13 protein-coding genes are annotated in these 15577 nt (G+C 40.1%); 3 read left to right on the top strand and 10 right to left on the bottom strand.

Features of this window, described 5'->3' with window-relative positions:
• Positions 1-90: 90 nt before the first annotated feature.
• Genes pulA through thpR form a run of 3 tightly spaced genes read right to left on the bottom strand, consistent with a single transcriptional unit; the run spans position 91 to position 3790 of the window.
• Positions 91-2226: a type I pullulanase gene (gene pulA / locus ACZ9EE_RS22735; RefSeq protein WP_476030782.1), complete on the bottom strand. Its 2136-nt coding sequence runs from the start codon at positions 2224-2226 to the stop codon at positions 91-93.
• Complete coding sequence (locus ACZ9EE_RS22730; protein WP_476030780.1) at positions 2213-3196, bottom strand: diacylglycerol/lipid kinase family protein; 984 nt, start codon at positions 3194-3196, stop codon at positions 2213-2215. The genes pulA and ACZ9EE_RS22730 overlap by 14 nt, the downstream gene beginning before the upstream one ends.
• 24 nt (positions 3197-3220) lie before the next feature.
• On the bottom strand, positions 3221-3790 hold the full coding sequence (gene thpR, locus ACZ9EE_RS22725) for an RNA 2',3'-cyclic phosphodiesterase (protein WP_476030778.1): 570 nt from the start codon (positions 3788-3790) through the stop codon (positions 3221-3223).
• 448 nt (positions 3791-4238) lie between these two features.
• On the opposite strand from thpR, the gene cysK reads away from it, so the two are divergent.
• The 3 genes from cysK (at position 4239) to ACZ9EE_RS22710 (ending at position 7470) form a co-directional block, all read left to right on the top strand.
• A complete protein-coding gene (gene cysK / locus ACZ9EE_RS22720) occupies positions 4239-5162 on the top strand; it encodes a cysteine synthase A (RefSeq protein WP_476030776.1) in 924 nt (307 codons plus the stop codon).
• Between the two features lie 484 nt (positions 5163-5646).
• Positions 5647-5868 (top strand): DeoR family transcriptional regulator, encoded by a 222-nt coding sequence (locus ACZ9EE_RS22715; protein WP_215044196.1) that lies wholly within the window; start codon positions 5647-5649, stop codon positions 5866-5868.
• 255 nt (positions 5869-6123) lie between these two features.
• A complete protein-coding gene (locus tag ACZ9EE_RS22710) occupies positions 6124-7470 on the top strand; it encodes an amino acid permease (protein WP_476030774.1) in 1347 nt (448 codons plus the stop codon).
• 53 nt (positions 7471-7523) lie between these two features.
• Here ACZ9EE_RS22710 and ACZ9EE_RS22705 read toward each other — a convergent pair whose 3' ends face one another.
• From ACZ9EE_RS22705 to ACZ9EE_RS22675, 7 genes are all read right to left on the bottom strand, one after another.
• Positions 7524-8408, bottom strand: a complete 885-nt coding sequence (locus ACZ9EE_RS22705; RefSeq protein WP_476030772.1) for a LysR family transcriptional regulator — start codon at positions 8406-8408, stop codon at positions 7524-7526.
• Positions 8409-8551: 143 nt separating this feature from the next.
• Positions 8552-8896 (bottom strand): ArsR/SmtB family transcription factor, encoded by a 345-nt coding sequence (locus ACZ9EE_RS22700; protein WP_476030770.1) that lies wholly within the window; start codon positions 8894-8896, stop codon positions 8552-8554.
• Entirely contained in the window at positions 8897-9322 is a 426-nt protein-coding gene (locus ACZ9EE_RS22695; protein ID WP_476030768.1) for an SRPBCC family protein, read from the bottom strand.
• Between the two features lie 117 nt (positions 9323-9439).
• Entirely contained in the window at positions 9440-10249 is an 810-nt protein-coding gene (speD, locus tag ACZ9EE_RS22690) for an adenosylmethionine decarboxylase (protein WP_476030766.1), read from the bottom strand.
• A 1697-nt stretch (positions 10250-11946) separates the two neighbouring features.
• Positions 11947-12855 (bottom strand): nuclease-related domain-containing protein, encoded by a 909-nt coding sequence (locus ACZ9EE_RS22685; RefSeq protein WP_476030764.1) that lies wholly within the window; start codon positions 12853-12855, stop codon positions 11947-11949.
• Between the two features lie 262 nt (positions 12856-13117).
• On the bottom strand, positions 13118-13837 hold the full coding sequence (locus ACZ9EE_RS22680; protein ID WP_476030762.1) for a pseudouridine synthase: 720 nt from the start codon (positions 13835-13837) through the stop codon (positions 13118-13120).
• On the bottom strand, positions 13827-15458 hold the full coding sequence (locus ACZ9EE_RS22675; RefSeq protein WP_476030760.1) for a putative polysaccharide biosynthesis protein: 1632 nt from the start codon (positions 15456-15458) through the stop codon (positions 13827-13829). The genes ACZ9EE_RS22680 and ACZ9EE_RS22675 overlap by 11 nt, the downstream gene beginning before the upstream one ends.
• Between the last annotated feature and the right edge of the window lie 119 nt (positions 15459-15577).

The following is a 15577-nucleotide window of genomic DNA, read 5'->3' as shown; positions in this document are numbered from 1 at the left end:
AAAAAAAGCTATTGAAACCATTGCACACAATAGCCATCTTAATAAATTTTATCTCCTATTCCCTTTTTTCGTCAAGTAATCTTTGAAAAACTATTTTTTCAGCAAAACATTTAATGAAATAGGTTCTAGAATATAATGGGGCCCTTTTATATAATCTTTGGCAGAAGTTCCAGCAAACTGGTGATTGGCTAGCACTCCCCATTCCCCCTCCGGCAGGATGATCTCTTTGGATTTGGAGGATGGATTAATAACAAGAATCATTTCCTCTTTCGGTAATTGATAAAAGCAGCCTGCAACAGGAGCCGGAAATGGCAGCGCTTGTATGTGAGCACAAATTTCCTCCGTCGTTCTCAACCGAAAACAGGAATACTCCCGGCGGATTTTAATAAGACCCTTAATGTACTCGACATTTTCTTTATATTTACTTTTCCGTGCCCAATCGAGCTGATTGACTGTGTCTGGAGAACGATAGCTATTTCCGTCTCCTTGCTTTGTACGGAAGAACTCCTGTCCACTGTGAAGAAACGGGATACCTTGTGATAAGAGAACAATCGCTGTTGCAAGACGATGGTATTTTTTTTGACCGGCTGGATCCGATTCAGAATAGCAGCCTTGAAGTTTATCCCAGAGTGTATGGTTATCATGACATTCGACATAATTTACGGATTGCTGGGGGTTATTAAAAACACGAGCACTCTTTTTAGTAAAACCGATACTGCCGGTGATCACCTCGATCGCGGCATCCACCAAATGCTCGTTCCCTAAGGCATAGCCTTTATCAAACAAGTTAAACGTACTACCTTTTATAATGTCTCTAAATTTATCATTAAACTGTCCAATTCCCGTTATCTTTGCCTGATTGGCTATTGTTGCCTTTTGAGCGGGCGGCAAAGGAGTATTAAGGTTCCAGCCTTCACCAATAATTAGGATCCCCTTTGATAGATCGTCACAAGTCCTTCGTACCTCATTCATTGTTGTGACGTCTAAAATTCCCATTAAATCAAATCGAAATCCATCGACTTGGTATTCTTCCAGCCAATAGCGGACAGAGTCAACAATAAACTTTCGAACCATTTTTCGTTCTGAGGCGATATCATTTCCAACACCCGTTCCGTTTGACGGCAAGCCAATATCATTATGACGAAAATAATAGCCTGGGACTATTTTTTCAAAGGAGGATTGTTCACGTATATAGACATGATTAAAAACAACATCTAGGATGACTCCTAAACCTATACTGTGAATCTGGTCAATTAATTTTTTTAGCTCAATGATGCGAGAATAAGGATTGGATGGATTGGTTGAATAACTTCCCTCGGGAGCATTGAAATGGAGAGGATTATATCCCCAGTTATACTGTTTTGCTGGGTTCAATTCGTCCACTCCGGCAAAATCATTAAGCGGGAGAAACTCTATATGGGTGATTCCTAAATCTTTGACATACGATAAGCCAGTTGCATCACCATCAGGACCTTTTGTATCCATTTCACCAGCACCTAAATATAGCCCTTTGTGTTTGACACCGCTATCGTGATGAATTGTAAAATCCCGAATATGCGTTTCATATATAATCGCATCAACTGGGTTTTCTAATGGCGGTATCCTGCGTATAGGTCTAGCTGTCTTTTCAGGCAGCACAATAACCCCCTGCTCCCCATTTGCTGTTACAGCCTTTACATACGGGTCTACAGCCTCTCGCCATTCTTGATTAACAAGGACCAAAAAGCTATATTGAAAAAATTCCAAATCGCGGGGAAGATAGACAGACCAAACGCCGCATTCCTCCCGCCTCATCTTGATAATTTCTGAATAGCCATTAGCAGATGGGCGTAATTTCAATTTGACCCCTGTCGCCGTTGGTGCCCATAGTTTAAAACAGGTTTGCCCGGCCTGAAAGGTTACCCCGAGGTCATTCCCTTCATAATAAAACTTTTCATCAAATTGTTCTGTTCGAATCACTGCGCCTATTTGTAAATCGGTTTTCCCACCGTACTGATCAAAAATCCAATACACCTTACCAAAGGAAATTTCTCCTTCAAACTGGCAAATATATTTAAAGTGTTCCTCAATTTCCGTCTTCTCCACTATGACTAGGGGCGTCTTAACTGCATCCGCTGACATATAGAATGTAGTGGACAATCCGTGATGGTACGAATGGGGAAGAAGAATAGTAACGATGTTCATTTCATCTAAGTAAGCAAAAAAATTCCGGTCAGCAGAATTCATTCGAATCCCTCTCCTTCAGATCAACTTCTTCCTTCCCGCGACTTCTAGATAACACCTCTAAGGATTTCGTTTGAAGGTGAATCGAAAGTGGGGTGTATCCGATATGCTCCCCATCAGCATGAACATACTGTGTTTCTGTCGAATAGATGGTTATATTTTTCCCCTTAAGTGTTTTCACTTCTTTAAAATGGGTGTGCCCTCCCCAAAAAACACTAATAAACACTAATAAAAGTTTTACTCTGGATAGTTGATGAACAACGGTAATATCGAAGATACCATCATCCGGCTTGGCATCCGGTGCAATTTTCATGCCGCCGCCGTAAAAAGGCTGGTTAGACACAGTAATAAACCACGTTTGTTCAAATATATGCTTTTTCCCGTCAATTGATAAATCAAATCTTTCAGTTTTATAGGTAAATACATTTTTTAATAGAAAAAAGACATAAACCAGCCGGCCTAATGATATTTTATTTAACAATGCCTTGATGCGGGAGTGATTTACCTGATAAGAGATAATCGCATCAAATCCTGCCCCCATATTATTAATAAAATAGTGTTCCTCCATTTTATTCAGGCAAACTTTACCGATATCGATTTGCTTTCCTGTCTCTTTCCTGAGGCGGAGAATGACTGTTAAAGCCTCTTCAGGATCTGTTGGAATTTGAAAGCCTCTTGAGAAATCATTTCCTGAACCACCAGGTATAAAACCTAATGTGATATTTTTGTCATTTGCAATCCCGTTTAGTACTTCATGGATTGTTCCATCTCCTCCTACTGCAACCATAAGCTTTTCCTGCTGATTGTTTTCGGCAATTTGTTTGGCAATCAATTTAGCATGACCAGGATATTCACTAAAAAAAGCTATAAAGGAGATCTGGTCAGCCTCCAGTTTGGATTTAACCTTTTTCCATATCTCTAGACAATAGCCATTACCAGCTTTTGGATTAACGATAAAATAAATTTGCTTCATAAAACACACCTTTTATTGGAATTTCTATGATTGCAATGGGAATATAGTTACCGCTTCATATTTTGGTGTTTGGTCAAGATGCGTTTGATAAACCACAACATCCTCAACCTGGAATTCAAGTGGTTCGGGTTGTATTTGATCCCAAACCTTTAGCAGTTCCTTTTGGAATTCCCCTTGCCCCTTCCATTTTCTTGCTAACGTAATATGAGGCTTAAAGGGACGTGTTTCCACTTGAAAGCCTGCCCTTTCGCATGCTGAAAATACCTTTCTTCTAATTGCAATCAGCTCTTCACTGCTTTCTGTATCGGCCCAAAAAACCCGGGGGGAATCCACTTTCCCAAATATACCCAGTTTATTCATTTTCAGTGTAAATGCCTGCTCGTTGCTTATGGTCTCTTTTACATAATTTTCAGCAGTTTTAAGTTTCTCCGGTTCTGCTGATCCTAAGAAAGCTAATGTAATATGTAAGTCCAAAGGATGAACCCAGCGGCTAAATGGGATCTTTTCCTGTAAATTTTCGATATGATTCTTCATGATTAGTTTTGTAGTTTCTGGAATCCTTACAGCAAAGAAAAAATGTGGTCGTTGATTCATTTAAGCATCTCAGTCCTTTTTTTAATTTTAGTCTATTTTCTCCCAATTGTATCTATAATCAAACCGTCTCATAGGCGATATTTTTTACATTTAGTTCTCTTTTCTTTATCATTAAATTAGAAAAGCGCAAGCGCCCTGGTCAGCGGCGTATGTCCTGGAGTGCTCCAACCGAGATAAAGGAAAGTCGAAAAGCGTAAGCACCTTGATCAGGGGCGACAGGCGTAAGACGATCCAGCTAGAAGGCTGCTCTTTAGCCTTCTTGACGGATTGGCTTATGATCCCGAGCCCCTAGGCGCTGGAGCTAGACAACACGAAGAGCGTAAGCTTTTTCGTGTTGACTAATCGTAGGGCGGAGCGCGAAGGACACTAGCCGCTAGGGCGCTGAAGCTGGACAATTCTCAAAGTCGATTTTTATAAATTTTTAAAATAAGTTTAGAAGGGGTAGCCAATGAGAGTAGTGGAGAATATTGCTGAATTGATTGGAGAAACGCCGCTTGTGAAATTGAATCGTGTAGCCCCTAAAGAGGGGGCCTCCGTCTATTTGAAGCTGGAATTTTACAACCCCAGCAAAAGCGTAAAGGACCGTGCGGCCTATAATATGATTATCGAAGCAGAAAAAAGCGGAGAGTTAAAAAAAGGCTCCACCATCATTGAACCAACCAGCGGCAATACAGGGATTGGGATTGCGATGAATGCTGCAGCTAGAGGTTATCAAGCTATTATTGTGATGCCTGATACAATGACAAAGGAACGGATCAGCTTACTCGCGGCATACGGAGCAAAGGTAATTCTAACCCCAGGAGATGAAAAGATGCCAGGGGCTATTAAGAAAGCTTTGGAATTAGCAAACGATATCCCTAATAGTTTTATCCCGATGCAATTTGAAAATCAAGCAAACCCGGATGCTCATAGACACTCTACTGCCGTTGAGATTATCGAAGCCATGAAGGAAATCGGTAAACCACTTTCAGCTTTCGTTGCAACAGCCGGCACCGGAGGAACAATCACGGGAACAGGAGAAGCCCTAAAAGCGTATTATCAAGGATTATCTGTCCATGTAGTAGAGCCAAAGGGTTCTCCCGTTCTATCAGGTGGAAAACCAGGTAAACACAAACTAGTTGGTACAAGCCCTGGCTTTATTCCTAAAATTCTTAACGAGAATGTTTATGATGAAATTCTTCCAATTACGGATGAAGATGCATATGAGATTACAAGAAGACTGGCAAAAGAGGAAGGGATTTTGGTTGGTCCATCTTCCGGGGCTGCTTGTTTTGCGGCGATTGAGGTTGCAAAACGCCTATCAAAGGATGAAGTCGTTGTCTGTATTGCCTGTGACACAGGAGAAAGATATCTTTCAAGTGATTTATTCTAATTATCACTATACAAACTATGTAACTTGAAGAGATTTATGCAAAATCAAGGCGAATCCCTTCGTTAAATTTACCAGCCTAATGTACCCAATCCATTTGAATCTTTAAGGAACTGGCGGAACGGTTGAGCCTATTAGACAAATCTTTTTAACTAAAAATTCAAACAATTAATCATAAACCAAGGACCTACCCCCATACTCTATAGTATAAAATAATTTAGGAGGCGGTAAAAACAGAGGTTTTCCATTAATTACCTAGGATTATTTTGTATTCTTTACTATATTGGTAGAAATTTTCTGAAATTATGGGTACAATAAGGTTAGATGTATGACATCTAGGTATCTACTGGATCCATTGTTACATTCCATTTAAAGGAGATGTCCGCGCGGAAAAGAAACTACATATTTCTTGAAGAGTAATCTTCAAATAGGCTGTCGGTAGCTGGAATAAGCCATAGGTTTGAAATTTAGGATAGGGAGTGGTTCTTTGAAACCTTCAACTAACCGGATGTTAAACCGCATCAAATGTATCTACATGTTTATAAGAAACAACGGCACTGTTACGACCCAAGAACTTGTAGAGGAATTTGGTATCACTCCTCGCACCATACAACGAGATTTAAATGTCTTAGCCTATAATGACTTGGTCATTAGCCCAAGCCGCGGAAAATGGACTACAACACAAAAGAAAGTGAAAATGACATCTTAATTGTAAAAATAAAAATAATCAATCCGCATAAAAAAGCATGCGATTTTATCGCATGCTTTTTACTGTTTAGAACCAAATCTCCGGGTACCGGTAAGCTGTCACGACCGGTGCGGGAGCGGAATCGGACTCCCTTTTTTCCTCCAATGTAAAATCTTCTATTCTATTTGACAGGTATCATAATTATGATATATTAGTATAGAAAATTGCTTTAACACTTAAAAGCGTCTAAGTAAAAAAGAAAAAGTAGGTACGTATATGAAAAATAACCAGCAGCAGAATTTACAAAAGGGGCTTCTGCCAAGGCATGTCCAGTTTATTGCCCTTGCGGGGATGATCGGGACAGGAATCTTTAAAGGCAGCTCCGATACCTTAAATATAGCCGGACCAAGTGTCATTGTAGCCTATTTAATTGGTGGCTTATTGTTATTTATTATTATGGCAGCATTAGGAGAAATGGCGCTTGCTTTCCCAAACTTAAATGTACAGCATTTAGTTAACAAAGCGTTTGGATTCCAGGTTTCCTACCTAGTCGGATGGCTTTACTGGATAAATTGGATTTTAGTCACGATTGTTGAATTATTGGCAGCAGGAAGTTTTCTTCAATTCTGGTTTCCGTCTGTCCCATTATGGCTTCTCAGTTTTCTATGTGCGATTGTCATCGTTGGCATCAATTTGTTCCAAGTAAAATTCTATGGTGAGCTTGAATTTTGGTTTGCCGGCATAAAAATCATAGCCCTGATAGCCTTTATTATTTTAGGATTTTTCCTTCTCTTAGGTTTTATTCCAAGCAATATTCACGATCCACTCTCAAACTATACAGAACACGGCGGTTTTTTTCCACACGGGCTCGGTGGAACCTTTAATGCCTTTTTAGTTGTAATGTTCTCTTATGGCGGAGCTGAATTAATTGGAGTCGCTGTTACCGAAACAAAAGATGCTGAACGCGTCTTGCCTAAAATTATTAAAGGTGCTGTCTGGCGTGTCATCATTTTTTATGTTTTGCCGATTCTAATTATTTGCGGGATGATGCCTTGGAACAAAGTGACCGGTCAAGACAGTCCATTTGTTCAGGTTTTCAGTAGTACAGGCTTACCTGGAGCTGCCCACATCATGAACTTTGTTCTATTAACTGCTGTCCTTTCAGCAGCCAATTCTGGTATCTATGCCACATCGAGGACCTTGTATTCTATGGCCCAAAGTGAGGTTGCACCGAAAGTCCTTGCAAAGGTTTCCCCAAAGGGTATACCGTTTATTGGGATTATGATTACAAGTATTTGTATTTTGGCGGGTGTTTATTTAGCTTATTTGACACCAAGCCAAGTCATTGGCTACCTCATGACAATCCCTGGGTTTACGGTTATGATTATTTGGATGAGCATTTGTGCAGCCCAGTTAAAATTAAGACCGCATTACAAAAATAAACCAGCATTTAAAGTGAAGGGGTTCCCTTATACCACCATCTTTGCTCTCCTATCATTGGGTATCATTTTCATTGGATTTTTATTTAATTCCAATAATTTGATTGGGACATCCGTTAGTATAGTCACGATTGTCCTGCTAATCATTCTTTCATTTATTTATAAGAAGCCGAAAAATAAATAATTGTTTAGTCTTAGGAAACTAGGCCAGCTCATCTTGCTGGCCTAGTTTTTTTATTATAGATTTATTTGTGAAAAATACTTCAGTACATACTGACGAAATTGCTGAGCCGGATTAGATAGATATCGTCTTTTGGACCAGCTTAACCCGATGGTTCTTTGGCATTTCGGTTCAATAATTTCTAGTTTATTAGGAAAAGGGTTCGAATTTCCCCGCCAAGATATCTCCGGAATAAAGGCTACTCCCAATCCCTGCCGGACCAAAGCCCCGATGACACCGGGCTCATCTCCTTCAAAAGCAATATTAGGGACAAAACCTGCCTCCTGACAATATGCATCCGTTAGGTTTCTAAACCCAAATCCCGTATTCATACTAATAAATGGCTCGTCTTTTACTTCATTAAGATAGACTTTTTCTCTCTTAGCCAAATGATGCTCCGGAGGAACGACTAGATAAATTTGTTCCGTCATAAGTGGTTCCCATACAATATCACTGCCCTTAATCTCCACAGATGAAATACAGAAGTCAATCTCAGCTTTCTCAAGAAGACTTCGCATAGATGTAGTAGACTCTAGCATTTGTTGAAATTTAATTTCAGGAAAATCTTTTAAAAATGAACTTAATAACTCAGGAAGCACTTTTGGAATGCTGACCGCTAAAGTAATTTGTGTTTGACCACGTTCATGTTCATCCGCTAACTCCATTTTCCCCTCATTTAATTCTAAAAATATACGATTCACACGTTCTAAAAACAATCTTCCATAATTGTTTAGTTTAAGCTGCCTATTCTTCCGATCAAATAACGGGACACCCAGGTCTTCCTCTAGACGGGCGATTGTTTTACTTAATGATGGCTGGGCAATTTGCAGTTGTTCCGCTGCCTTTGTCATATGTTCAAGTCTGGCAACTGTTTGAAAATACTGTAGTTGTAAAAGCTCCATCGATCAAACACCTTCATATCAAATAGATTTAAAGCTATACATGAATATCTAATTATATAGTATAAAGTATGGAGCAATCAAAAACGGAGGCGGTAAAATAAAAAACAAGTAGTGATCGCCATTTGGGTATCACTACTTGTTTTTTACTTTCCATTTTCTGAATTTGTATCATTCGATTCTAAGAAACGTCCAAGTGCCCCAAGTTTATTTTCCCAAAACAACTCGAAATATTGGAGCCAGTCTTTTAGTTCAAATAAGGGTGTTGGTTCAAGTTTGTATCGAGTCTCCCTGCCAACTTTCCGCTCCTTAACTAATCCAGCTTCCGATAATACTCTCAGATGCTTTGAAACGGCAGTCCGGCTAATTGGAAAATGCTCACTAATCGCGGTAACAGGCATTTCTTGGTTACTAAGCAGTTTTAAAAGACTTCGACGGGTAGGGTCAGCAATTGCTTGAAAGACATCATGTTTTGCTGAGGAGGCTGCCATTTATGCCTCAACATATGCTTGGAGTTTTTTGACAAGGCCTGCCCAGCCTTTGTTCATGTTGTCACGAATTGGTGTATGCGGTGCGCCAAATTCAGTAACTTTATTAACATCCCATCCGCCATGGATTAACGTTAACTCTGTTTGCTTGTCCAATTCTTTCAATTCAAATGTTAAGGTCCAGTCTTTTCCCCAATTAAAAGAAAGACGGTTTGGCGGGTCTACCTGTGTTACCTTACACGGTGACATACCAAATTGACCTGCATTTATATGAAACTCATGACCTTCTATGGGCTGAAGATCATTCGGCATAAACCAAGCACTAAGCCCCTCCGCTGTTGCTACCGCATCCCAAACTTTAGCAATTGGTGCATTATAAACGACAGTATATTTAATATCCTCTAATGTTGCTTGTGACTGATTTTCCACTTAGAATCCTCCTTGACGGACATCCAATTACGAAACCATTCGGTTTCACATTGTAACTATATAACACCTTTTGGTTGCATGTCAACCATTTATAAAAAGAGCCCAAGTGTTGAGCTCTTAAACAATATTTTTTCCATAAAAGATTTCGTCCATCTCTATCTTTAATCTTTCAGTTATTTCGATATGTTCATCTGGTGTTAGCTTTTCTTTGGTATAGCCAAATAAATAGTTATTGAGATCGAATTCTCTGAGTTTACATTTTGTGTGAAAGATATTCTCTTGATAAACATTGACGTCAATCATATCAAATAGTTCACCGACATCCTCAGGAATATAGTTTTGAATGGAGTTAATTTCATGATCAATAAAGAGTTTGTGGCCGCTTTTGTCTCTAGTAAAACCGCGGACTCGGTAATCAATGGTCATTACATCTGTTTCAAATGATCTGATTAAATAGTGGAGCGCCTTAAGAGGCGAAATTTCACCACAGGTTGAAACGTCAATATCTGCTCGAAAGGTACTAATTCCCTCATCTGGATGAAATTCAGGGTATGTATGAACTGTGATATGACTTTTGTCTAATTGCATGACCACTGATTCAGGAAGCGGCCCTGGTGACTCTTCAAAGGATTCTGATGGAACATCATGTGTTACAGGTCCTTCTGATACTAATAAAGTTACACTTGCCCCGGCCGGTTCAAAATCCTGACTGGCCACATTTAATACGTGGGCACCGATAATATCTGCAACGTGTTTTAATATCTTTTGCAATCTTTCTGCACTATATTGTTCATCAATATATTTTAAATAGGCTTCCCGTTCTTCTCTCGTTCTTGTAAAGCAGATATCATACATATTAAAGCTTAAAGACTTGGTAAGGTTGTTGAAGCCGTGCAGTTCTATTGCCTGCTCGTGTGTTAGTTTCATGAAAGGTTCCCCCTTAGTAACACTTCTTTTATGCGTATTTATCTGTATGGTACCCATTTTTATAATTCGTTACTTATTATTTGATAAGAATCCACTGGGTAGCAATATGCCCACTGTAAAAAAACAGCTAAGGTTAGCTTCTTAAAGGGTTATGTTTCGAGTGCTTTCTTATTAATCGATTGTGGGATCGGGTTAAGCATCCGAGCGTATAATTAGTCGGATAAGTTTCGCTTAATTTACCAAATAGATGCGGTGGTTTCTGGAGTCGAGTGAACTTCGGATAAGCCCAAGACCGAAAAGATGGGGTGGTGTCCGAAGCCGGATCAACTTCGGACAAGGCAAGACTAAAAAGGTGTTGCTTTGTCCAAAGTCGGAAGAACTTCGGACAGAGCAACACCAAAAAGATGAGGTGGTGTCCGAAGTCAGATGAACTTCGGACAAGCCAAGACTAAAAAGGTGTTGCTTTGTCCAAAGTCGGATGAACTTCGGACAGAGCAACACCAAAAAGATGAGGTGGTGTCCGAAGTCGGATGAACTTCGGACAAGGCAAGAGCGAAAAGATGTGGTGGTGTCCGAAGTCGGATGAACCTCGGACAAGGCAAGACTAAAAAGGTGTTGCTTTGTCCAAAGTCGGATGAACTTCGGACAGAGCAACACCAAAAAGATGAGGTGGTGTCCGAAGTCGGATGAACTTCGGACAAGCCAAGACTAAAAAGATGAGGCGGTGTCCAAAGTCGGATCAACTTCCGACAAGGCAAGGCCAAAAAGATGAAGCAGTGTCCGAAGTCGGATCAACTTCGGACAAGGCAAGACCGAAAAGATGTGGTGGTGTCCGAAGTCGGATCAACTTCGGACAAGACAAGACCAAAAAGGTGAGGCGGTGTCCAAAGTCGGATGGACTTCGGACAAGGCAAGGCCAAAAAGATGAAGTAGTGTCAGAAGTCGGATCAACTTCGGACAAGGTAATACCAAAAAGATGAGGTCGTGTCCGAAGTCGAGGGAACTTCGGACAGGGTAATACCAAAAAGACGAGGTCGTGTCAGAAGTCGGATCAACTTCGGACAAGACAACACCAAAAAGATGAGGCGGTGTCCGAAGCCGGATCAACTTCGGACAAGGCAAGGCCAAGGAGATGAGGTGGTGTCCGAAGTCGAATGAACTTCGGACAAGGTAATACCCAAAAGATGAGGCGGTGTCCAAAGTCGGATCAACTTCCGACAAGGCAAGGCCAAAAAGATGAAGCAGTGTCCGAAGTCGGGTCAACTTCGGACAAGGCAAGACCGAAAAGATGTGGTGGTGTCCGAAGTCGGATCAACTTCGGACAAAGCAACACCAAAAAGATGCAGTGGTGTCCGAAGTCGGATCAACTTCGGACAAGGCAATACCAAAAAGATGTGGTGGTGTCCGAAGTCGAGGGAACTTCGGACAAGACAATACCAAAAAGATGAGGTCGTGTCCGAAGTCGGATGAACTTCGGACACGACAACACCAAAAAGATGAGGCGGTGTCCAAAGTCGGATCAACTTCCGACAAGGCAAGGCCAAAAAGATGAAGCAGTGTCCGAAGTCGGGTCAACTTCGGACAAGGTAATACCGAAGAGATGAAGCGGTGTCCAAAGACGAGTATACTTCTGACAAAGGCAATCCCAATAAGGCTGACTTTGCCCGAACAAATACCAATCTTTATCAAAACAAAAATTATATATAATAGGAATCACTTGTTTTTCCAACCGCAGTAAAGTTCTTCCTTAGTACCCTACTAAATGTCCTTTTGGACAAATCGATGCTGCACCATTCATAAATGTTAGTAGTCGTAATCTTTCTCTCAGGAAAGAGTAACTGAAATTCTCTCACATTCCGTAAAATGGCATCTTCGACTGTTTCATGACCTCCACACTCTCTGCAAACAAAGAGATGATTTTGTAAAGTGACCAAAAAAGAACGACAAAATTTACAATACATCTCCTTCTTCAACTGCTCATATTGATAGTTTGGCACCTGTGAGAATGGGTTTTTAGTTTGATGTAAAGAAATTAATTGTTGGGCCAAATTTCGGTGACCATTATTCAATTTAGATGATGTATCATTTATACTTTTTAAAAAACGGTTAACCTGATTGGGAAGAATAATGGGGTGGTCGACTTGCGCGTTATATAATGTGAATTCAGGGTTAATAAAAATGACGGAGGCTTCAACGAGGTAGTGAAGCTTGAGGTCGTGGAGCAGTTGGCGGAATTGGGATGCACATTTGCTTAATTGGATGATTGGATTTTTATATTCTCGACCGGATTTTACAGCGTAAAATCTATCCTTTTCCAGACAAAAGTCTCCTTCAAAATTTTTTACATCCAACAGTCGAATGACTTCTTGTGAAACAAGCGTTGTATCAATCTGAAAATAGGAATTCTTTATTTTAAGCAACAAGTCATTGATGATGTATCTTTCTTCTTGAAGACCTTCTGTCATTCGGTCAAATTGGACCTCTCCCTCATACCCTTTTTCCAGAGTAAAATAATGAAACTTTTCCTCTTGTGTTAACTCCATCCGTGTGTTTAATGATCTCATTTTCAATAATTCATCTGATTCTGTTCTGCTTTTAAGTTTCATAGGCCACTTCCCTTCAACGTTTCTAAGCCTATTTTATATAAAAGTAGGACATATAAGTATGAATATTCTGTTACATATTTTTAAAAAAAAATTATAAAACCTCATTTACTTGTGAAAAGGTTCACCATACTTGTTTATGCGGCAGTTTTTACCTAATAAAAGAAAACTCGCCAATTATGGCGAGTTTTCCTTTTTATAAACCAATACGACCGTCATTCCGGCACGTATTTTAAGATAACACCCGAAAACGCTTGTTTGTGTTTTATTTCACTTGGAACTCCCGTAATAAATCCACTTCTTCATCCGTTAATTCCCGATATTCCCCGAGCTCCAGGGTTTCATCTAAAGGGAGCGGCCCCATAGAAATACGTTTCAAGTACACTACCCTCTTCCCAACCGCCTCGAACATTCTCTTTACTTGATGAAACTTACCTTCTGTAATGGTTAACTCAATATCAGAGCGAATACCTGATTTTACTATTTTTAATTCACCCGGCTTGGTTTCGTACCCATCATCGAGAGTGACTCCTTTGGCAAAAGCCTTGACATCCTCTTCGGTTACTTCGCGGTCAATAACCGCAAAATATGTTTTCGGAACATGCTTCTTTGGTGAGAGTAAACGATGTGCTAATTGACCATCATTGGTAATCAGTAATAATCCCTCTGTATCCTTGTCCAATCTCCCAACTGGAAAAGGCTCATACACTTGATCCTCTAGCTCCAATAGGTCAATAACTGTTTCACCCGCACTATCTTCAGTGGCTGATAATACACCGGGTGGCTTGTTCATCATTAAATAAATAAATTCTTTATATTCAATCACTTCACCATTAAAGGTCACCGTTTGGCTTTTTTCATCAACATGGTGTTTCGGATCCTTAACGATCACATCATCGACTCTAACGGCACCGCTTTTTAAAATCTGCTTTACTTCTTTGCGGCTGCCGTAGCCAAGGTTTGCTAACATCTTATCAATTCTCAACGCTTTGCCTCCTTTTTGGCAGCTTAAATTTGGTAAAGATACGCTCAATTCTGTCTCCGAATAACCGGGTTACTAGTCCTGATTTCAATCCTAAATAAAAATAGATGGCAGCCCCAACAAATGCGCTTATTAAAATAATTAAAACAGATTGCATTTTGGACGCAGGAGATAAGAATAACAATAAAAGTTTATACATTAACTCTGTACCTGCCCACATGCAGCCTGCAAAAATGATGATTAATAAGCTTCTGCGCCAGACGAATCGATATTGATAGCGGGAGAAATATTTAATCACCACTATATTAATGATAATCGAGGCCATGTATCCGATCGCTGTTGCTAATACAGCCCCTCTTGTTTCAAACATTTTAACTAAAGGAATATTAAGTGTTAGTTTGACCAACAGTCCCACTAATAAGCTTAAAATCGTATACCGCTGTTCATTAATTCCCTGCATGATCGCTGCCGTCACCGCATAAAGAGAAAATAAAATGGCGACTGGAGCATAAGCACCTAAAACCTGTGTCCCAAGGACATCATGCTCATAAAAAGTCGTATAAACAGGCTCAGCTAATAAAGATAGCCCAATTGCCGCCGGCAAGGTTAAGAATAATAAGACCTGAAAGGTTTGATTTAATTGATTAGTCAAATTTTTACGGTCATTTTCAACATATGCCTTTGTAATGCTCGGTACAAGTGTTAACGAAAAGGCAGTGGCTAGAGAAACAGGAATAATCACAATTTTATGAGACTCAAAGTTCAATATCCCAAAAGCGGTTTCCGCCAATTTCTTCGATGTTCCCATTTCGGTCAAAGCCCTAGTAAGCGTAAATTGATCAATAAGTTGAAATAATGGGTTGGCAATCCCTACAAAGACAAAGGGCGCCGCATAGATAAAGATTTCTTTATAAATTTCCTTCAGCGAAATACGAACGGTTCCCTTATCTTGCTCCAAAAGCTCATCTAAATGCGGCTTCCGTTTATACCAATACCAAAATAGAACAACAAGTCCCCCGATTGCCCCAACAAAAGCGGCAAAGGTGGCGACACTTACAGCGGTTACCATGGACCCGCTTAAAAATTTTAAGACGACATAAGCCCCGACGAGAGTGAATAGGATTCTAACGATTTGTTCCACAACCTGTGACGCTGCAGATGGCCCCATCGATTGATGCCCCTGAAAATACCCTCTAATTAAGCTCATAAAGGGAACAAGGATTAAGGCAAAACTGACTGCCCTCATGACGGTTACCACATCATCCAGTTGACCTTTACCTGGGTTACTCATATCCGCTAATAAAGGAGCTGCCAGATACATAATTAAAAACGCGGCAAAACCCGTGATCGACATAACCACTAAACCGGATTTAAACAATTTCCTGCCAACAGCATATTCTTCCAGTGCATTATACTTTGCAATAAATTTTGAAACAGCTAATGGTACCCCAGCGGTTGCAATACTAATAAAGATGGTGTAAGGGACATATCCGTATGAATAAAGCTGTGTCCCATGTTTTCCAACAATCTGATAAAACGGTATAACATAAATGAGTCCGATTACTTTAGAAAGTATGGTTCCTAACGTTAAGATAAACGTTCCTCTTAAAAGCTTTGACTGCATAAAATCCCTTCCTACCCGAAAGATACGTGCGTAAATTCACAAAGAATAATCGACGTTTTTTGCACACTATTAGTAGTTTACAACTTCTTTTCCTCCGATGCCACTCACAACCGAGTTAT

This window comes from Bacillus sp. URHA0034 (assembly GCF_056280405.1).
The sequence above is the reverse complement of the archived record's forward strand: the minus strand, read 5'-3'. Positions and strand labels throughout refer to the sequence as shown.